The sequence below is a fragment of the Pseudomonas sp. LBUM920 genome (assembly GCF_003852315.1).
Taxonomy (GTDB): domain Bacteria; phylum Pseudomonadota; class Gammaproteobacteria; order Pseudomonadales; family Pseudomonadaceae; genus Aquipseudomonas.
In genome coordinates this window covers 3,630,622-3,650,904 of the sequence record NZ_CP027762.1, presented here as the reverse complement: position 1 = coordinate 3,650,904, position 20,283 = coordinate 3,630,622, and the positions used below count along the sequence as shown (strand labels likewise).

The following is a 20,283-nucleotide window of genomic DNA, read 5'->3' as shown; positions in this document are numbered from 1 at the left end:
GTCACATGTGGGAGCTGGCTTGCCTGCGATGAAAGCAACTCGGTGTATCCGTTGGAACGAGTTGTCGGCATCGCAGGCAAGCCTGCTCCCACATTTGATTGTGTTGGGCTCAGGCTTTTGCCATTACCGCGACAAACAGCGCTGATTCCAGAAAACGCTGCAGCCAGGCCTGCAAACGAGGATACGGCGCGCTGGCGAACCACTCGCGGTCCACGTGCGCAAACTGACGCACAAACGGCGCCAGTGCCACATCGGCCAGGCTCAAATGCTCGGCCAGCAAAAACGCCCGATCCGCCAACAAAGCCTCCAGTGCACGCAAAAACACCTCGCCCTCGGCCCGATAATGTTCCATCGGTAGCTCCGGGTAGCGCTCGGCATACTTGTATCGATTCAAGTGATGTTTGAAGGCCTGATCGTTCTCGGCGATCAGTTGCAGCACCCGTGGGTCGCCCTTGAGCAACCAGTCATCAGGGTCGTGCTGCGCCAGGGCCCAGAGCATGATCTCCAGGCTTTCCTCAATGACCCGACCGTCCACACTCAATACCGGCACCGTGCCCTTGGGCGACAGCGCAAGCATGTCGGCCGGCTTGGCTTTCAGGCTCACCTCGACGATCTGCACGGGCACGCCCGCGTAGCGCAACGCCATTCGCGCGCGCATCGCATACGGGCAGCGTCGGAACGAATACAGCAGCGCCTCGCTCACTTGACCTCCAGCGTGCTCAAGCCATTGCCCTGACGCTTGACCTGGATCTGCACCGGAATGCGCTCGTGCATCTCCTGTACGTGGGAAATCACCGCCACCTTGCGGCCCTGGGCCTGCAGACCGTCCAGGGCGTCCATCGCCAATTGCAGCGACTCCGGATCAAGGCTGCCGAAACCTTCGTCGATAAACAGTGACTCGATCTTCAACGTGCTGGACGCCATTGACGCCAGTCCCAACGCCAGCGCCAGCGACACCAGGAAGGTTTCGCCCCCGGACAACGAGTGCACCGAGCGCAGCTCATCGCCCATTTCCGTGTCCATCACCAACAGCCCGAGCATGCTGCCGCCGCGTTTGAGGCGGTAGCGGCGCACCAGTTGGCGCAATTGCACGTTGGCGTGGTGCACGAGCAAGTCCAGGTTGTAGGCCTGGGCGATCTTGCGGAACGTGTCGCCGGTGGCCGAACCGATGAGCGCATTCAGGCGCGCCCAGCGTTGCCATTCTTCATAGGCCTGGGTGATCTGTTCGGCCAGCGCGTGGTTGGCGTCCTGTCGGCGCTGGTCTTCGGCCTGGCGCGCGCGCAGCTCGGCGCAGTGTTTTTCGCCCTCGGCCAATTGTTGGTTGAGCGTGGCCAGGCTGTCATCGAGTTGATCGGCGTCCAGGTTGCCGTTGTGCAAGGCCTGATGCTCGGCGAGGCGTTGCTCGCGTTCGTGCAGCAGCACCTTGGCTTGTTCGACGGCTTTTTCGCTGTGTTGCACCTGCTGGCGCAGCGCGCTGATCTGGCTGTCATCAAAGGCGAGCAAGCGCATAAGCCCCTCGTCATCCAGCTCGGGGTGCAGCGCCCGCCATTCGCCCAGGCGTTCGTCGAGGCTGTGCTGCTCAGCAGTCAGTGCCTGTTGGCGTTCCTGCTGCGCCTTGAGGTCGGCAGCCAGTTGAACAAGGGCATTACGCAGGTCTTGCAGCTGTTGATTGGCGTCGGTTTCGCGCTGACGTGCCTGCGCCACCGCCTGGTCCAGTTGCTGCTGCCACTGCTCAGCGCTGGCGTGATCGCCCAGCAGTGCCGTGAGTTGTGCCTGCGCGGCCTGTCGCTGCGCGGACAACTCGGTGACGTGCTGATGCAAGGCATCCAGTTGCTGCTGGCGATGCTGCTGATGGGTCTGTTCTTTCTCGATGGCCTGTTGACGTTCCTGCTGCTCGGCCAATTCATCGCGCTGATGGCCCAGCTGTTCCAGGCGCTGGCTGACCTGCTGGTCGAGCTGCACAAAGGTCGCGGCCGGTTCGCGGCGCAAGCCTTCGAGGGTTTCGGCGGGCAGCAGGCTGGCGAAGGCATGCAGCTCTTCGTCGAGGCGTTCGCGGTCGTTGGACAGCTCGCGTTGCTGGTCCACCAGCAACTGCCGGGCTTGCTGGCTCGCATCCTGAGCGGCTTGCAACTGCTGCTGCAAACGCCCGGCATTTTGTTGCAGGTTGAGCAGGGCGCCCTGGCGCTGTTCGTCCTGGGTGATGCTTTGCGTCAGTTGCGCCAATTGCTGGGCCAGCCAAGTGCTGCGCTTGGCGGCGTCCTGATTGAACAATGAGCCGCTGAGCGCGTGCGCTTGCAAATTCGACGCCGAGGCATTTTGCGACGTCACCAGTACTTCTTGCTGGCTCAGAAATTCCTTTATCTGCGCATTCACCCCGCCTAGTTCACCGCGCAACTCGATCAGTTTTTGATTGAGGGAATCGACGGCCTTTTGTGCGGTTTGCTCTTCACTTTCGTCATGGCGTCCGAGGCTTTGCAGCAACGCTTCAGGTTGGTGAAAGGGGTGTTCCTGGCTGCCACATACCGGGCAGGGCTGGTCGTCTTGGAGTTTCGCGCGCAATTCTTCAACGCTTTCACTGCGTAGCGTGCGTTGACGCTCCAGCAACTGCTTGGTGACGGTCAGCGCATGTTCGGCTGTAGACAGTTCAACCCGTGCTTGCTGGCCAGATTGGATCAGGCTTTCACGTTGCTGGTGGGCGTCTGCGAGCTTTTGCGTAAGGACGGTGACTTGCTGATCAAGCTGCTGCTGGTTGTCCCACAGGCGCGTCAGGTCTTCAAAGGCGCGTTGCTGCTTGCGGTTGTCCTGCAGCAGGCTCGCCAGTAGCTGGATCTGCTCGGCGACCGCGTGCGGCTCGGCGCCGGCTTCCTGATACAACAGGTCCAGCGCGTCACGTTGCTGAGCGAATTTCTCGGCGGCGGTGGTGGCGCGTTGTTCCAGCTGCGGCAGTTCGCTCTGGCCTTTGTTCAAGCGATTGCCGATCAGCATCAACTGTTGCAGACGGTCGCGGTAAGCACCCCAGGCATCGCTCAGCGGCGCCAGGGTGGCGCTGCGCTCCAGCTCGGCAGCCAGGCGTTGCAGGCGTTCGGCAACGTGGGTGTGTTTGTCCTGCAACCCCTTCAACAAGGTCTGGCCTTGGGTGCAGGCGACTTCGTGTTGCTGCTGGTCTTCGGTGCGTTTGGCCAGGTCCTTGGTCAGGTGGGCGAGGGTGCTTTGTGCTTCAACGGCCTGGCGCAACAAGGGCACGGCGTCGGCCTGGTGCTTCAGCGCCTCAGCCAGTGCCGCCTGGGCCGCCACTTGCTGGGCTTGCGCCTGCTCCTGACGCGTGTGCAGCGCGGTTTGCTGCTCGCGGTGCTGATGAATCTGCGCGGCGAGCGGCGTCAGCAACGTGCCGAGTTCAACCTGTCGAGCAAATTGATGGCGCTGTGGCGCCAAGTGCTCCAGGCGGCTCAAATCCTCGCGCTGCTGGCCCTGGCCATCCCAATCGGCCTGGGCGCGTTGCAGTTGCTCAGTCGCGCTTTGTTGGCGCTCCTGCCATTCGCGCAACTCCTTGAGCCAGGTGTGCTGCAACTCCAACTGCTTGAGCTGGGCCTGCCGGGTCTTGAGCTGCTGCTGCGCCGTGGCCAACTGTTGATCCAGTTCGGCACGGGCCTCGGCGGCCAATGGCACCACGCCGGTGGCCTGGTCCTGCAGTTGTTTGTGCGCGTCCTTGGCATCCTTGGCCTTGTCGAAGGCGCGGCGGCCAAGCTGGGTGTAGAGCGCGGTGTCGGTGAGCTTTTCCAGCAGTTCGCTGCGCTCATTGTCGTTGGCCTTGAGGAACGCGCTGAATTCACTTTGCGCCAGCAACACCGCGCGGGTGAACTGCTCGAAATTCAGGCCCAGGGCCAGTTCCAGCTGGGTCTTGTATTCGGTCTTCTGGCTGGCCAGCAGTTGGTCGCTGTCCAGGTCGATCAGGCTTTGCCGGCTGTTCTGCAACTTGCCGCTGGCCTTGTCGCGGGCGCGGTTGGCCTCCCAGCGCGCACGGTAGCGACGGCCGTTGACGCCGACAAAGTCCACCTCGGCATAACCACCGCCGGTGCCGCGGCGCAGCAGGGTGCGTGGGTCGCCGATGGAAATGTCGCTGTCGGCATCCGGCATCTTGGCCTGGCCGGTATCGCCCAGGCGTGGCACCGCGCCAAACAGCGCCAGGCACAAGGCATCGAGCAAGGTACTTTTGCCCGCGCCGGTCGGCCCGGTGATGGCAAACAACCCGGCGCTGGCCAGGGGCTCGGCGGTAAAGTCGATTTCAAACGGGCCGGCCAGTGAGGCAAGGTTTTTCAGGCGGATGGCAAGAATCTTCATGGCTGTTCACCCGCCTGTTGCACTTCCTGGAGCAGCACGGCGAAATCCTTCAAGGTCTGTTCATCCACTTCACTGCCGTAGTTGTCCTGCCAGGCGCGGCTGAACAGCTCCTGGGGCGTGAGCTGGTCGAGTTCGACCAGGCGCTCGTCGTCGGTGGCGTCGCTGCCGCGCTTGCCGGCATATTCAGCGGCGATGCGCACCAGGCGCACGGCCTTGCCTTGCAGGGCGGTTTCGATTTGCTGGCGCAGGTCCGGTTGCGGCTCGTCCAGGCGCACCCGCACTTCCAGCCACGGGTGGCGTTGGGTCTCGGCGAGCAGGTCGATGTCGGGCAGATCCGCCAGTTGCTTGAGGATATCCGCCAGCGGCGCAGCGTCCAGGCGCTGCAGGTTGACCGAACGCGGGATCAGGCGCGGCTCGACGCCCACCAGGCGTTGGCCCTGGAAGGTCACGTCGAGAATCTGGTGCTTGTAGCCGATTTCGGAAAACGACAGGGGAATCGGCGAGCCGCTGTAGCGAATGCGTTCTTCGCCGTTCACCTTTTGCGGCTTGTGCAAATGGCCCAGGGCCACGTAGCTCACGCTGGCATCGAACAGGCTGGCGGGCAGTGCCTCGGCATTGCCGATGATCAGGCTGCGCTCGGAGTCTTCCGACACCGAACCACCGGCCATATGCGCATGGCTGATGGCAATCAGCGCCTGGCCTTTTTTGCGTTTGGCATTGGCGGCGGCGATCAGCCATTCATGCACCTGGCCGATGCCGCGCAGGTAGTCGTCGCCCAAGTGCGCACCGGTGACTTCCGCCGGGCGCAGAAACGGCAGCGCCAAGCACCAGGCGGCGATCTTGCCTTTGGCGTCAGGCAGCGGGATCAGCAGGCGCTCGGCATCCAGTTGGCCGTCATCCAGCCACAGCACGCGGCCCAGGGCATGCGTGCGCAGGCGGCGCATCAACGGCGCGGGCAATTCGATGCGCGAGCCGGAGTCGTGGTTGCCGGCGATCATCACAATCGTGAGTTTCGGGTTGTGTTCGTGGGCGCTGATGATGAAGTCGTACAGCCGCTCCTGGGCCTTGAGCGGCGGGTTGACCGTGTCGAAGATATCGCCGGCGATCAGCAGCACATCGGGCTGCTCGGCTTTTAATTGGCCCAGCAGCCACTCGAGGAAACAGGCGTGTTCGAAGTCGCGTTCCTGGCCATGCAGGTTTTGGCCGAGGTGCCAGTCGGAGGTGTGGAACAGACGCAAGGCGAACTCCGGGGAGAAGATGAAAAGGAGGGGAGTTTACCTGTAAAAGCCTGCACCGTGCCCGCGGACGAGCCAGATCGGCTGTGGGGGTTGGCGTGCCGACAGAGCGAGGTGGCTGTGTTGCAGGCACGCCAGCGTCCACAGGGGTTATGCGGCGTGCAGGCAGTTCAGCGCGCGGTCGGCCAAGGTTTTGGCGTTGTTGATCAGGTGTTCGGTGGTGCTCGCCATGTCGCGTTCATGGCCGAGCAGCGTTTGCGTGGTGCTGGCCGCGGTGGCGGCGGCTCAGCGCAGCAGGTCGCAGATTTGGGCCAGGGCGTCTTCGAAGCTGAGGTCGTGATGCGCGACGAAGGACGGCAGTGAGTCGGGTTGCAAGTAGTGGCGCAGGGCACGTTCAAAAATTTCGCGGGGTGGGTCGGGGACGATTTTGTTCATGAATGAAACTCCTGGAAGATTGGGAGCCATTCTTTTGCAGATCTCACTCGACAAAAGGTGGCAGCTATGTGCGGGGTGAGATAACCGGTAGGAGCACCCGGCCAGACCGAAGTCTGCCCGCACACAGCCGCCATAGAGCATATTGCTCGCGGTTGTGACACTTGGCGCCTACACAGGATCTCACCCCTGATCGCTGATATGCAGCGACGGAGCGAAGGCTAGCCAGTGAGGTGGGCAGGCGCAAGGCCGAAGGATTGTCTAGGAAACTTCCCGCGAATTAAAGGGATGTGGATTGCTGGCCTTTAACAATGCGTGTCGATCAGGTGGCACTGATCTACCGTGGGGGCGGGGGTGGTTGAGTACATATCCGTTGCTGCGGTCACGGCCACTTAGGGTTCCGCTCTTACAGCGGGTCACTTTTGGCAAACGCCCCAAAAGTAACCAAAAGGTCTTTGCCCCACCACTCGGTGCCTCGCTTAGGCTCGGCATGCCCTCACTCCGGCTTGAATCCGTGGGCCGCCGTGACGGGCCATCCATGGCCCAACACGGCTAACCCGGCGTCCTGCCGGGTTACCCACGGATTCAAGCCTGCGTTCGGCCAGCGTGGTTGACGGGGCCTGTCAGATCAAAGTCAAAAGCAAGATCAAAAGCAGAGCACGGCGGCCTGGTAGCCGACCTGAGTGGTTGAAGCAAAAGCAGATCAAGAGCACAGCAACACACTTCTATCTGATGCACAGAGATCCGAATGTGGGAGCGGGCTTGCTCGCGAAGGCGGTGGGTCAGTTAGCTCATGTGTAGCTGACACACCGCCTTCGCGAGCAAGCCCGCTCCCACAAGTTGACCGAGTGCAGCCGCCAGCACTGCACCGCTCTGCTTTGCTTCTCTGTGGGAGCTGGCTTGCCTGCGATGCAGACAACTCGGTGTATCAGTAACACCCAGTCGATGCCATCGCAGGCAAGCCAGCTCCCACCTTTGATTGAGTTGAGCCTTCAAGATCAGGTCGGCTGTCAGGCCGCCTCGCGTTCGCTTTTGATCTAACCACTCAGGTCGGCTACTAGGCCGCCGTGCTCTGCTTTTGATCTTGATCTGCTTTTGACGTTGATCTTAGGCGCCCCGTTAAACCACGCTGGCCGAACGCAGGCTTGAATCCGTGGGTAACCCGGCAGGACGCCGGGTTAGCCGTGTTGGGCCATGGATGGCCCGTCACGGCGGCCCACGGATTCAAGCCGGAGTGAGGGCACACCGAGCCTAGGCGAGGTGCCGAGTGGTGGGGCAAGAGCCCTTTGGTTACTTTGGGGCTTTTCCAAAGTGACCCGCTGTAAGAGCGGAACCGATATCAGCCATCACCCAAATAACGGATATACACCCAGCAACCCCGCGCCAACCACCGTCCAGACAGTATGGGTAAATACACCGCCCACCCAGGGCCTACTTGGGATACAACGGCGGCAAGCTGGTGGTATCCGTCGCCGGGTCTTGCTCTCGCTCGGCAACCGGGATGGCCTTGACCGCACGCCAAAGGTCTTCACCCAACCAGAAATGACCACTTTCGCTGTAGAGCGCACCATTCAACCCGTCCAGCGCATCGGACAACGGCACAAACCGCGCCGCCATGTCGGCCAACGTCTCCGGTTGTTGCCGTGCCCAGGCATCCAGCGCCTGGCGCGTGGCCTGCGGGTCGTTGGCCTGGGTTGCGCGCTTGAGGTCGTCGAGCAGTGAGCGCGGGCTCGGGCCCGTCTGAGCGGCCCGTTGCACGGCCGGTTGCCGACGCGCACGCCACCACAGGCCGAAGCCCAGCAGCGTGGTGCAGGCGAAAATCAATGTGCTGAGCTGCCACAGCCACAGGCGGTCATCGTCTGGCGCGGTGATCACGGTCGGCGTGGCGGGGGTGTCGACCACCAGGCTCGGGTTGGTCGCCACTTGCAGCGTGCGGGCAGGCAGGCTGGTGCGCTCGAGGTGGTCTTCGTGGGTGTTCCACCACACCACCTCGACGGCAGGCAGTTCGATGGCGCCGGCGCGGGTCGGCACCAGGGCTTCGCGGTCTTCGCGGCTGGCGGTCAGGCCGTGGTCGTTGTTCTGGTTGCCCAGCACCGGCTGGTCGGGGTAGCGGCGCAGGCCATTGATGTCGGTGCTGGGCAGGGCCGGCAGTTGCGCGCTGGACAACCCTTCGGCCTTGACCGTGAGGCTGCGGGTCAGCGAGTCGCCGACTTGCACGTGCTCAGGCTCGGGGTTCCAGGCTTGCGTCAGGCTGAGGCTGCGGGCCGGTATCCACGGCGCGTCGGCCGGGTACAGCGCCGGCTTGGGTTTGACCGTCAGCGCAATTTCGGCTGAGCTGACGTGAATCAGCTTGCCCGGCTTGGTGCCCTGCAGCGTGTTTTCCTGCGGCGGGCGCGATTCCACCAGCGTGGCGCTGAAGGTCTGCGCCGGAATCACCAAGGCGCCGCTGTGCTGCGGGTAGATCGCATAGCGGGTTTCGATCACGCCATGGCGAATGCTGTTGATGACTTTTTCATAGGTGCGCGACTCGCCCAATTGCTCGATGCGCGCATCGGGAATCTGCAACGGCGTGAGGCTGCTGTCGTCGTACAGCGACACCGAGTGGTACACGCGCACGGTCAGCAGCGCCTCGGCCTGGACGTACACGCTGCTCTGGTCGAGGTTGGCTTCGATGAACACCGGAGCCAGCTCGGCGCTGGTGTTCTGGCTTGCGGTTTCGACCACTTGCAGGCTGATCGGCTGGGTCTTGAGCTCGCCCACTTGCAGCGGCGGAATCACCACGGTGCCGTTTTCCTTGGGCAGCAGGGTGATGATCCAGCGCGTGGTGGCGTGATTGTCGCCGCCCAGGGTGGTCAGTTGGTTGATCTGGCGAGTGCCGCTGACTTCAAACTGCGCATCCAGCGGCGCCAGGTCCGGCTTGCCGAATTGGGTGACGTCGCTGGACTCGACTGTCAGCTCCACCGTTTCCCCGGAATTGAGGCGGCTGCGGTCGACGCTGGCGACCAGGTTCGCCGCCTGGGCGTGGCCGGCCGTTAACGCGAGCAGAAGCAGAAGGGTGGTGCGGCGGCTCATCGAGTCTTGTCCTGATGTTGTTGCTGTTCGTACCAGAATTTGCGCCGCAGCAGTTCGCCGGGGTTGTCCGGGATCTCCCGCAGCCATTGCTCCAGGGCCTGGCGATGCTCGCCGTCGATGCTGGCATCGGCGGGGCGCAGCGGCGGGGTGGTGGTGTGTTCGTCGCCCAGTTCGCTGCCCGGTACGTCGTTGCCGCCAGCTTTGGGCGTGCCACCGGTCTGGGTATCGCCGGTGCCGGCCTCGCCCTGACCTTGGGGCGACTGTTCTCCACTCGTGGCACTTTGCCCGCTCGTGCCCGGTTGCGCAGTTTGGCCGGGTTGGGTGGTTTCGTCATCTTCCTTTTTTTGCGGCTTGGCGGGCTCGGGCTGGGCCTTTTCCTGGATCAGCGCTTCGACCAGCGCTTTGTTTTTCAGCGCCGGTTGCAGGTCGGGTTGGGCTTCCAGCGCCTGTTCGTAGGCGTCAATCGCGGCTTCCAGTTCGCCGGACTTGGCCAGGGCATTGCCGCGGTTGTAGTGGGAATAGGCGTCATTGCTCAGCGCAAACCGCTTGATCGCCTCGGCATAATTACCCGCCTCGTACAGGGCAACGCCCTGCCATTGCGGGTTTTCGAAGTGTTCGGCGGCTTCGGCCGGGCGTTTTTTCTTCAGCAGGTATTGGCCCTGTTGGTCGGGACGCAGCCACAGGTCCTGAAAATCGAAGGCATAGCTGGGCTGCGGCGCGCCCATTAACAGCAACGGCAGGCAGAACAGCCAGCCGCGGCGCCCGGCGCAGGCGGCGAGCAACAACAGTGGCAGCAGCAGCCAGTAACCCTGATCGGCCCACGTGTCGAGGTGCAATAACTGGCCGTCGTTGCGCAGGGTCTGCGGGCCGTCGAGCAAGTTGAGTTGGCGCAGGTCCTTGTCGTCCAGGCGCGCGGCGCGGTAGCGACCGCCCATTTCGCTGGCAAACGCCTTGAGGGTCGGGCTGTCGAGGCGCGGCACCAGAATCGCGCCCTGGTCGTCCTTGAGGAATTCGCCGCTTTCCTGGGTCACTGGCGTGCCTTCGCGGCTGCCGATGCCAAGGATCGACAACGTCGGCGCCTGCGCCCCTTGCAGCTGCAGCCGAATGCCCTGGCGTTCCTGCTTGGACAGCGATGAGCCCACCAACAACAGGCGCCCTTGGCCGAGGCCGCCCTGCTTGAGCAAACCCAGGGCTTTCTCCACGGCGAGGTCGGCGCGATGGCCGGGCTCGGGCATGATCGAGGGGCGCAGGGCTTCGAGCAGGTTGCGGCTGGTGCCCAAGTCATCCGACAGCGGCACCAGCGTGTGGGCGCTGCCGGCATACACGACGATGGCGGTCGGTGCATCGGCGCGTGCTTGCAGCAAGTCATAGAGCTTGCGCCGGGCTTGTTCGAGGCGATTGGGCGGGCTGTCGGTGGCGAGCATTTCCGGGGTCAATTCCAGCAACACCACCAGCGGGTCGGCGGGTTTCTGGCTGGATTGTTCAACCCGTTGCCAACTGGGGCCAAGCAACGCCAACACGGCCAGCAGCCAGGCGATGCCCAGCACCACCCACGGCGATTTGCTCTCGCGGCCATTGCCGCCACTGAGCAGTACCGCATGAAATGCCGGCGGCAAAATTATCTGCCAGCGCCCGGCGCGCTTTTGCCGATGCCACAGCTGCCACAGCAGCCAGCCGAGCAACGGCAACAGCAACACCCACCAAGGGCGGAACCAGTGCGGCCAGAGGTCGATCATCGACGCCTCCGCAAACGCAGGCGTTTGAGGCGCTGGCGCCATTCAGGGTGCTGTTGCAGGAAATTGCCCTTGGTCGAGAGTTTATGCAAGGCGCGTTGCAGCGCGTTGTTGGGCCAGCGTTCCTGGATCACCAGCAACATGCTCAGAACCAGCGCAAGGGCCAATGGCGCGCTGTACAGCGCCTGGGCAGGACGCGCCTGGGTCGGTTGCTGGGCAACGGGCTCAAGCTGGTCGAGGGTTTGCTTGATCTTGAGCAACTCGTCGCCGTCGCGGGCGCGGAAATAGCGGCCACCGGTGGCGTCGGCGATGGCCTTCAACGCGGGCTCGTCGAGGTCCAGGCTCGGGTTGACGCCCAGAATGCCCAGGGAACCGGTTTGCGCCGGATCGGCGCCAATGCCGATCGGGTAAATCTTCACGCCTTCTTCAGCGGCCAGGCGCGCGGCGGTCAGCGGGTCGATCTGGCCGGCGTTATTGGCGCCGTCGGTGACCAGAATCAGCACGCGGCTTTGCGCCGGGCGCTGGCGCAGGCGTTTCAGGGCCAGGCCGATCGCGTCGCCGATGGCGGTGTTTTTGCCGGCGATACCGATGCGCGCTTCGTCGAGCCAGGTGCGCACGGTGCGCCGGTCAAAGGTTAGCGGTGCCTGCAGGTAGGCCTGGCTGCCAAACAGGATCAGGCCGACGCGGTCGCCTTCACGGCTTTCAAGGAAGTCGCCGAGCAAGTGTTGCACCAGGCTCAAGCGGCTGACGTCCTCGTCCTGCCAGTGCATGTCGGGGAAGTCCATCGAACCGGACACGTCCACCGCCACCAGCAGGTCGCGGCCGCTGGCGGCAATCGGCAGCGGCTCGCCGAGCCATTCCGGGCGCGCGGCGGCGGTCAACAGCAGCAACCACATCACCACAAACGGCGCCTGCTGGCGCCAGCCGGGCAGGTTGACGCGTGCGCGACGGCGGGCCAGGCCTTCGAGGTCGGCGAGGTAGCTGACTTTTAACGCCGGCTCACCGCTGTCGGCCACCGGCAAGACAAGCCGCATCAACCAGGGCAATGGCAACAGGGCGAAGATCCACGGCCAGGCGAACTCAAACATGTTTGCGAATCCAGGTGTCGACGGCTTGGGTCAGGCCGGCGATGGCCTTGTCGTCGAGTTTGCATTCGGGTTTGTAAGCGCCTTCTACCAGGACCATCCAGCGCGTGAGGCCGGCAGCCGGGCAGCGGTTGTCGAGGAACGCCAGCCATTTGCGGCCATTGAGGGTGTGGCTCTGGCTGTAGGGGTAGTCGTTGCGGCACAGGCGCTTGAGCAGGCCGTTGAGTTGCTGCAGCCAGGCACCGGCGGGCGCGCCGTCGTAGGGTTTGGGCATCAACGCCAGCTCGGCGAGGGCGGCGATGCGTAGTGGGTCCAGCGGCTGTTCGGCGCGGGCCACCGGGCGGCGCTTGGGCAGGAAACGGCGCAGCGACCACAGCCCCCAGCCAAGCAGCGGAATCACCAGCAGTAACAGCCACCACCCTGGCGCAGGCGGCCAGAATCCGATTGCCGGCGGGGCGATCAAAGGTTGCAGTTGGTCGAGGCTGCTCATTGCTTTTTAACCGGGCGTTGCGGGTTGAGGTATTCGCGCAGTTGCTCGACCATTTCGCTTTGCGTGCTCAATGGCATCAGCAGGATTCGCAGCTTTTGCGCCAGCAGCTCCCAACGCGCGATGCGGGCTTCGGCCTGGGCTTTGTAGGCCTGGCGCAAGTCGAAGTTCAGCGTGTCGAGTTCCAGTTGTGCGCCTCGCTCGGCAAAACGTAACAGCCCGGCGGCGGGCAGGGCGTGGTCCAGCGGGTCTGAAATCGGCAACAGCAGCAGGTCGCAGTGCCGAGACAGCAGGCTGAGCTGTTGCTCTGCGCCTTCGGTCAGCGCGCGCTCGTCGCAGATCACAATCACCAGGCTGCCTGGGCGCAGCACTTCGCGGCCACGGCGCAGCGCCATGCCCAACGCGTCGGCTTCGGGGCGGCTCTCGGTGTTGAGGCTCTGGTTGACGCGCACCAGGCGGTTGAGCAGTTGCAACAAGCTTTGTTTGCTGCGCCGGGGTTTGATTTCGTAGTGTTCGTTGTCGCCAAACACCAGCCCGCCGACGCGGTCGTTATGGCCCAGCGCTGCCCAGCCAATCAGGCTGGCGGCTTGCGCGGCGAGCACTGACTTGAACATTTGGCCAGAGCCGAAAAACAGCCGGCAACTTTGCTCAACCATGATGAAAATCGGGCGTTCGCGCTCTTCGTGGAACAGTTTGGTGTGCGGCTCCTGGGTGCGCGCCGTGACGCGCCAGTCGATGGTGCGCACGTCGTCGCCGGCCTGGTACACGCGCACCTGGTCGAAGTCGACGCCACGCCCACGCAGCTTGGAATGGTGCAGGCCGATCAGCGGGCTGCGCTGGCTCGGTGTGGAAAACAGCTGCACTTCGCGCACGCGGTGGCGCATCTCAATCAATTCGCTGAGTGTGACGCGGATGCCATCGCCTGCGTTCATGGGGTTCAAGCGACGGCAACGACGTCGAGAATGCGTTGCACCACACGGTCCTGGTCGATGCCGGCCGCTTCCGCTTCGAACGACAGGATAATGCGATGGCGCAGCACGTCGAACAGCACCGCCTGGATGTCTTCCGGGCTCACAAAGTCGCGCCCGGCCAGCCAGGCGTGGGCACGCGCGCAACGGTCGAGGGCGATGGACCCACGTGGGCTGGCGCCGTAGGCGATCCACTCGGCCATCTCCGGGTCGAACTTGGCCGGGGTGCGGGTGGCCATGACCAGTTGCACCAGGTATTCCTCCACCGCGTCGGCCATGTACAGGCCGAGGATTTCCTTGCGCGCCGCGAAGATCGCCTGCTGGCTGACGCGGCGCTCGGGTTTGGTTTCACCGTTGAGGGCTTCGCCGCGGGCTTGTTGCAGGATGCGCCGTTCGACGGCGGCGTCCGGGAAGCCGATCTTGACGTGCATCAGGAAACGGTCGAGCTGGGCTTCGGGCAGTGGGTAGGTGCCTTCCTGCTCGATGGGGTTTTGCGTGGCCATCACCAGAAACAGCGGCGACAGGTCGTACGTGCTGCGGCCCACGCTGACCTGGCGCTCGGCCATGGCCTCGAGCAATGCAGACTGCACCTTGGCCGGTGCGCGGTTGATTTCGTCCGCCAGCACCAGGTTGTGAAAGATCGGCCCCTGCTGGAACACGAAACTGCCGGTTTCCGGGCGATAGATCTCGGTGCCCGTGATGTCGGCGGGCAGCAGGTCGGGGGTGAACTGGATACGATGGAACTGCGCTTCGATGCCTTCAGCCAACTCTTTGATGGCCTTGGTCTTGGCCAGGCCCGGTGCGCCTTCGACGAGCATGTGGCCGTCGGCCAGCAGGGCGATCAGCAAGCGATCAATGAGTTTTTCCTGGCCGAGAATCTGCGTAGAAAGAAAAGTTCGCAGCGCGAGCAGCGCTTCACGATGTTCCATCGATGACGGTTCCTGGAGAGATGAGGCCGGGCGTTGATAAAAACGCCGGGCCTGGGGCGCTTACTTTAATGCATCGAGGGGGGTGGCGACTAACGGCGTGACGGGTATTTTTGGCAAATCTTGTAGGAAATTTGTATGGGAACGGCGCCAATGTAGGAGGGGGCTTGCCCCCGATAGCGGTGCATCAGTTTATACATCTATAACTGATCGACTGCTATCGGGGGCAAGCCCCCTCCCATATTTGATCGTTGGTGCAGCTTAGATTCGCGTGAACGTACCAGTGCCCTTAAGAATGTTCTGCAAGGTTTCCTCAACTTCAGCCAAATCCGACGCGGCGGTGCTGTGGAGAATTTCCAGATGATCCTTGCCCCCCAGCGCATCGGCATCGCCCGCAGCCAACTCCACCCGCAACGTCGTGCTGCTCAGCGTGACTTTCAGGCCATCCAGGGTCGACGGCTCGTAATCCCAGGTCAGTTCTACTTCCTCTTCATCCGGGTAACGGGTGAGCATGAACATCTCGCCGTTTTTGCCGTGGCAGCAGAGCATGGCCATGTTGTCTTCTTCTTCGTCGCACGGGGTGGCCATCAGTGCGTCAGTGTTCAGTTGCAGCATGGGAAATCCTGTCTGGGGGAGGGCGCAGCGCGCCAATTGTGCCATCGCCGCGAATTTTGTGCTGCATCGTGTGTCAAACCCAGTGCATGACCTGATGGGCAATACCAGTCATTTTCGGTACTCGCGGGCTTGAAAACAGGCGGTTTTTCTTCGCAAAAATCCGGGTTGCTCAAGTCGCAACCCCAAGCCTGCGTACCGATGACCGAATATGTCGCAGCGTCGCAAGCAGCTGTCTTCCTACACTCGTTAAGCTGCGCAACGGATGTGCCCTGTGCCGGGAGTCTGACCTGCCCGTCGTACCGTCGCCCTGCACGATGTACATCTTATGGAAGTTGTATGTGACCTCATTGTCTTGTCCAGCTTCACCCACCTGTCACTCTGAATTCGTTACTGTAGACCGCGAACAGAGCTGACGGTCTCCCCGCAAGGGGATAACACGCGACGCTTCCATCAATAACAAGCCCAAGCGGAGTACCACAGATGGCGTTCTTCACCGCAGCCAGCAAGGCCGACTTCCAGCATCAACTGCAAGCGGCACTGGCGCAGCACATCAGTGAACAGGCACTGCCACAAGTGGCGCTGTTTGCTGAACAATTTTTCGGCATCATTTCCCTGGACGAACTGACCCAACGTCGCCTTTCCGACCTGGCCGGTTGCACCTTGTCTGCCTGGCGCCTGCTTGAGCGCTTTGATCACACCCAACCGCAGGTGCGGGTCTACAACCCCGATTACGAACGTCATGGCTGGCAATCGACGCACACCGCGGTCGAAGTGCTGCACCATGACTTGCCCTTCCTGGTCGACTCGGTGCGTACCGAGCTGAACCGTCGTGGCTACAGCATTCACACCCTGCAAACCACCGTGCTCAGCGTGCGCCGTGGCAACAAGGGCGAGTTGCTGGAAATCCTGCCTAAAGGCACCCAGGGCAAAGGCATTCAGCAAGAATCGCTGATGTACCTGGAAATCGACCGCTGCGCCAATGCCGCCGAACTCAACGTGCTGAGCAAAGAGCTTGAGCAGGTGCTGGGCGAAGTGCGCGTGGCCGTGGCTGATTTCGAACCGATGAAAGCCAAGGTCCAGGACCTGCTGGCCGGTATCGACGCCAGCCAGTTCAGCATCGACGGCGAAGAAAAAGCCGAGATCAAGAACTTCCTCGAATGGCTGGTGGGCAACCACTTCACCTTCCTGGGCTATGAAGAGTTCGTGGTACGTGACGAGGCGGACGGCGGTCATATCGAATATGACGCCAATTCCTTCCTCGGTCTGACCAAGCTGCTGCGTGCCGGCCTCACCGCCGAAGACCTGCGCATCGAAGACTACGCCGTGGCCTACCTGCGTGAACCGACCGTGCTGTCGTTCGCCAAGGCCGCGCACCCAAGCCGCGTGCATCGCCCGGCGTACCCGGACTACGTGTCGATCCGCGAGATCGACGCTGATGGCAAGGTCATCAAGGAACACCGCTTCATGGGCCTCTACACCTCCTCGGTGTACGGCGAAAGCGTGCGAGTGATTCCGTACATCCGTCGCAAGGTCGCGGAAATCGAACGCCGTTCGGGTTTCCAACCCAAGGCTCACCTGGGCAAAGAGCTTGCTCAAGTGGTTGAAGTGCTGCCGCGTGACGACCTGTTCCAGACCCCGGTCGACGAACTGTTCAGCACCGTGATGTCGATCGTGCAGATCCAGGAACGCAACAAGATCCGCGTGTTCCTGCGCAAAGACCCGTACGGTCGTTTCTGCTACTGCCTGGCCTACGTGCCGCGCGACATCTATTCCACCGAAGTGCGCCAGAAGATCCAGCAAGTGCTGATGGATCGCCTGAAAGCCTCGGACTGCGAATTCTGGACCTTCTTCTCCGAGTCCGTGCTGGCACGCGTACAGCTGATTCTGCGGGTTGACCCCAAGAACCGCCTGGACATCGACCCGCTGCAACTGGAAAAAGAAGTGGTGCAAGCCTGCCGCAGCTGGCAGGACGACTACTCCAGCCTTGTGGTCGAAAGCTTCGGCGAAGCCCAGGGCACCAACGTGCTGGCGGACTTCCCGAAAGGCTTCCCGGCCGGCTACCGCGAGCGTTTTGCCGCGCATTCGGCCGTGGTCGACATGCAGCACCTGAACAGCCTGACCGAAGCCAACCCGCTGGTGATGAGCTTCTACCAGCCGCTGGGCCAGGTCTCCGGCCAGCGCGAGCTGCATTGCAAGCTCTACCACGCTGACACGCCGCTGGCACTGTCCGACGTGTTGCCGATCCTGGAAAACCTTGGCCTGCGCGTGCTGGGTGAATTCCCGTACCGCCTGCGCCATGCCAATGGCCGCGAGTTCTGGATTCACGATTTCGCCTTTATCGCTGCCGAAGGCGTGAACCTGGATATTCAGCAGCTCAATGACACCCTGCAGGACGCGTTCGTGCACATCGTGCACGGCGATGCCGAAAACGATGCGTTCAACCGATTGGTTCTGACTGCTGGCCTGCCGTGGCGCGACGTGGCACTGCTGCGTGCCTACGCGCGTTACCTCAAGCAGATCCGCCTGGGCTTCGACCTCGGTTACATCGCCAGCACCCTGAATAACCACACCGACATCGCCCGCGAGTTGACCCGGTTGTTCAAGACGCGCTTCTACCTGGCGCGCAAGCTCACCGCCGATGACCTGGAAGACAAGCAGCAACGCCTGGAACAAGCGATTCTGACTGCCCTGGACGACGTTCAGGTGCTCAACGAAGACCGCATCCTGCGTCGCTACCTGGACCTGATCAAGGCCACCCTGCGGACCAACTTCTACCAGACCGACGCCAACGGCCAGAACAAGTCGTACTTCAGCTTCAAGTTCGACCCACGCGCGATTCCTGAGCTGCCCAAGCCGGTGCCGAAGTTTGAAATCTTCGTGTACTCGCCGCGTGTTGAAGGCGTGCACCTGCGCTTTGGCAACGTGGCACGTGGCGGCCTGCGCTGGTCCGACCGTGAAGAAGACTTCCGTACCGAAGTGCTCGGCCTGGTAAAAGCCCAGCAAGTGAAAAACTCGGTGATCGTGCCCGTGGGCGCGAAGGGCGGCTTCCTGCCGCGTCGCCTGCCATTGGGCGGCACCCGCGACGAAATCGCGGCCGAGGGCATCGCCTGCTACCGCATCTTCATCTCGGGCCTGTTGGACATCACCGACAACCTGAAAGACGGCGCCCTGGTGCCGCCGGCCAACGTCGTGCGTCATGACGACGATGACCCGTACCTGGTCGTGGCAGCGGACAAGGGCACTGCGACCTTCTCCGACATCGCCAACGGCATCGCCATCGACTACGGCTTCTGGCTGGGCGACGCGTTTGCTTCCGGTGGTTCGGCCGGTTACGACCACAAGAAAATGGGCATCACCGCCAAGGGCGCGTGGGTGGGTGTGCAGCGTCACTTCCGTGAGCGCGGCATCAACGTGCAGGAAGACAGCATCACGGTGGTCGGCGTCGGCGACATGGCCGGTGACGTGTTCGGTAACGGCTTGCTCATGTCCGACAAGCTGCAACTGGTCGCGGCCTTCAACCACCTGCACATCTTCATCGATCCAAACCCGAACCCGGCGACCAGCTTCGTCGAGCGCAAGCGTTTGTTCGAGCTGCCGCGTTCGGCCTGGATCGACTACGACACCAGCATCATGTCCGAAGGCGGCGGTATCTTCTCGCGCAGCGCGAAAAGCATTGCCATCTCGCCACAGATGAAAGAACGCTTCGACATCCAGGCCGACAAGCTGACCCCGACCGAGCTGCTGAACGCCTTGCTCAAGGCGCCGGTAGACCTGTTGTGGAACGGCGGCATCGGCACTTACGTCAAGGCCAGCACCGAAAGCCATGCCGACGTGGGCGACAAGGCCAACGACGCCTTGCGTGTCAACGGCAACGAGCTGCGCTGCAAAGTAGTGGGCGAGGGCGGTAACCTCGGCATGACCCAACTGGGCCGTGTGGAATTCGGCCTCAATGGCGGCGGTTCCAACACCGACTTCATCGACAACGCCGGTGGCGTGGACTGCTCCGACCACGAAGTGAACATCAAGATCCTGCTCAACGAAGTGGTGCAGGCCGGTGACATGACCGACAAGCAGCGCAACCAGCTGCTGGCGAGCATGACCGACGAAGTCGGCAACCTGGTGTTGGGCAACAACTACAAGCAGACCCAGGCCCTGTCCCTGGCTGCGCGCCGTGCCTACGAGCGTGCTGCCGAGTACAAGCGTCTGATGAGCGACCTGGAAGGCCGTGGCAAGCTGGACCGCGCCATCGAGTACCTGCCGACCGAGGAGCAGCTCACCGAGCGCGCCTCCAACGGCAAGGGCTTGACCCGTCCGGAGCTGTCGGTGTTGATCTCCTACAGCAAGATCGACCTCAAGGAAGCCCTGCTCAAGTCGCTGGTGCCGGATGACGATTACCTGACCCGTGACATGGAGACCGCGTTCCCGCCGAGCCTGGTCGCCAAGTTCGGCGAAGCCATGCGTCGCCACCGCCTCAAGCGCGAGATCGTCAGCACCCAGATCGCCAACGATCTGGTCAACCACATGGGCATCACCTTCGTGCAGCGGCTCAAAGAGTCGACCGGCATGAGCCCGGCGAACGTGGCCGGTGCCTACGTGATCGTGCGTGACATCTTCCACCTCCCGCACTGGTTCCGTCAGATCGAAGCCCTGGACCACCAGGTTTCCGCTGACGTGCAACTGGAGTTGATGGACGAGCTGATGCGTCTGGGCCGCCGTGCCACGCGCTGGTTCCTGCGCAGCCGTCGCAACGAGCAGGATGCTGGCCGTGACACCGCGCACTTTGGTCCGCACCTGGCCGCGTTGGGCCTCAAGCTCGACGAACTGCTGGAAGGCCCGACCCGTGAAGGCTGGCAGAACCGCTACCAGGCCTACACCGAAGCGGGTGTGCCAGAGTTGTTGGCGCGCATGGTTGCAGGCACGACTCACCTGTACACCCTGCTGCCAATCATCGAAGCCGCCGACGTGACCGGGCATGACGCCGCCGAAGTGGCCAAGGCCTACTTCGCCGTCGGCAGCGCCCTGGACTTGCCATGGTACTTGCAGCAGATCAGCGATCTGCCGGTGGCCAACAACTGGCAGGCCGCGGCCCGCGAAGCCTTCCGCGATGACGTGGACTGGCAGCAACGCGCGATCACCATCGCTGTTCTGCAAATGGCCGACGCGCCACACGACATGGAAGCCCGTGTGGCCCTGTGGCTTGAGCAGCATCAGGACATGGCTGATCGCTGGCGCGCCATGATGGTGGAAATTCGTGCTGCGGTCGGCACGGACTACGCCATGTATGCAGTCGCCAACCGTGAACTGCTGGACCTGGCGTTGAGCGGTCAGTCGGTGCTGCAACCGGCTTGATCCTGCGGTAAAACAAAAGCCCCCGTCTCGTGAGAGACGGGGG

Annotated in this window: 11 protein-coding genes and 1 pseudogene; 1 reads left to right on the top strand and 11 read right to left on the bottom strand. The window is 62.7% G+C overall.

The features are described 5' to 3' along the window. Positions 1-109: 109 nt before the first annotated feature. The 11 genes and pseudogenes from C4J83_RS17055 to C4J83_RS17000 form a co-directional block, all read right to left on the bottom strand. Complete coding sequence (locus C4J83_RS17055; RefSeq protein ID WP_124417702.1) at positions 110-703, bottom strand: glutathione S-transferase; 594 nt, start codon at positions 701-703, stop codon at positions 110-112. Continuing rightward, positions 700-4,338: an AAA family ATPase gene (locus C4J83_RS17050; RefSeq protein WP_124417701.1), complete on the bottom strand. Its 3,639-nt coding sequence runs from the start codon at positions 4,336-4,338 to the stop codon at positions 700-702. Before C4J83_RS17050 ends, C4J83_RS17055 begins: the two co-directional genes overlap by 4 nt. Next, positions 4,335-5,576, bottom strand: coding sequence for an exonuclease SbcCD subunit D C-terminal domain-containing protein (locus tag C4J83_RS17045; RefSeq protein WP_106580495.1), 1,242 nt, complete (start codon positions 5,574-5,576; stop codon positions 4,335-4,337). Before C4J83_RS17045 ends, C4J83_RS17050 begins: the two co-directional genes overlap by 4 nt. A 147-nt stretch (positions 5,577-5,723) precedes the next feature. Beyond that, positions 5,724-6,008: pseudogene (locus C4J83_RS17040) on the bottom strand (DUF6124 family protein). Positions 6,009-7,436: 1,428 nt separating this feature from the next. Then, positions 7,437-9,077, bottom strand: coding sequence for a BatD family protein (locus C4J83_RS17030; protein ID WP_124417699.1), 1,641 nt, complete (start codon positions 9,075-9,077; stop codon positions 7,437-7,439). Then, positions 9,074-10,813, bottom strand: a complete 1,740-nt coding sequence (locus C4J83_RS17025) for a tetratricopeptide repeat protein (RefSeq protein WP_124417698.1) — start codon at positions 10,811-10,813, stop codon at positions 9,074-9,076. Before C4J83_RS17025 ends, C4J83_RS17030 begins: the two co-directional genes overlap by 4 nt. Further along, complete coding sequence (locus tag C4J83_RS17020; RefSeq protein ID WP_106580491.1) at positions 10,810-11,898, bottom strand: vWA domain-containing protein; 1,089 nt, start codon at positions 11,896-11,898, stop codon at positions 10,810-10,812. The genes C4J83_RS17025 and C4J83_RS17020 overlap by 4 nt, the downstream gene beginning before the upstream one ends. Next, complete coding sequence (locus C4J83_RS17015; protein ID WP_119739933.1) at positions 11,891-12,385, bottom strand: DUF4381 domain-containing protein; 495 nt, start codon at positions 12,383-12,385, stop codon at positions 11,891-11,893. The genes C4J83_RS17020 and C4J83_RS17015 overlap by 8 nt, the downstream gene beginning before the upstream one ends. After that, entirely contained in the window at positions 12,382-13,314 is a 933-nt protein-coding gene (locus tag C4J83_RS17010) for a DUF58 domain-containing protein (protein ID WP_106580489.1), read from the bottom strand. Before C4J83_RS17010 ends, C4J83_RS17015 begins: the two co-directional genes overlap by 4 nt. A 5-nt stretch (positions 13,315-13,319) precedes the next feature. After that, positions 13,320-14,279 (bottom strand): AAA family ATPase, encoded by a 960-nt coding sequence (locus C4J83_RS17005; RefSeq protein WP_003174327.1) that lies wholly within the window; start codon positions 14,277-14,279, stop codon positions 13,320-13,322. Between the two features lie 258 nt (positions 14,280-14,537). Beyond that, entirely contained in the window at positions 14,538-14,891 is a 354-nt protein-coding gene (locus C4J83_RS17000; protein WP_124417697.1) for a hypothetical protein, read from the bottom strand. Positions 14,892-15,371: 480 nt separating this feature from the next. Here C4J83_RS17000 and C4J83_RS16995 point away from each other — a divergent pair, with 480 nt between their 5' ends. After that, the gene (locus C4J83_RS16995) at positions 15,372-20,240 is read left to right on the top strand and encodes an NAD-glutamate dehydrogenase (protein ID WP_124417696.1); all 4,869 of its coding nucleotides are present in this window, start codon (positions 15,372-15,374) and stop codon (positions 20,238-20,240) included. Positions 20,241-20,283: the final 43 nt, after the last annotated feature.

Bases quoted from the DNA above. Each gene is read 5' to 3' on its own strand.
- C4J83_RS17050 (WP_124417701.1), bottom strand. From the start codon at position 4,338: ATGAAGATTCTTGCCATCCGCCTGAAAAACCTTGCCTCACTGGCCGGC.
- C4J83_RS17030 (WP_124417699.1), bottom strand. From the start codon at position 9,077: ATGAGCCGCCGCACCACCCTTCTGCTTCTGCTCGCGTTAACGGCCGGC.
- C4J83_RS17025 (WP_124417698.1), bottom strand. From the start codon at position 10,813: ATGATCGACCTCTGGCCGCACTGGTTCCGCCCTTGGTGGGTGTTGCTG.
- C4J83_RS17020 (WP_106580491.1), bottom strand. From the start codon at position 11,898: ATGTTTGAGTTCGCCTGGCCGTGGATCTTCGCCCTGTTGCCATTGCCC.
- C4J83_RS17015 (WP_119739933.1), bottom strand. From the start codon at position 12,385: ATGAGCAGCCTCGACCAACTGCAACCTTTGATCGCCCCGCCGGCAATC.
- C4J83_RS17010 (WP_106580489.1), bottom strand. From the start codon at position 13,314: ATGAACGCAGGCGATGGCATCCGCGTCACACTCAGCGAATTGATTGAG.
- C4J83_RS17005 (WP_003174327.1), bottom strand. From the start codon at position 14,279: ATGGAACATCGTGAAGCGCTGCTCGCGCTGCGAACTTTTCTTTCTACG.
- C4J83_RS17000 (WP_124417697.1), bottom strand. From the start codon at position 14,891: ATGCTGCAACTGAACACTGACGCACTGATGGCCACCCCGTGCGACGAA.
- C4J83_RS16995 (WP_124417696.1), top strand. From the start codon at position 15,372: ATGGCGTTCTTCACCGCAGCCAGCAAGGCCGACTTCCAGCATCAACTG.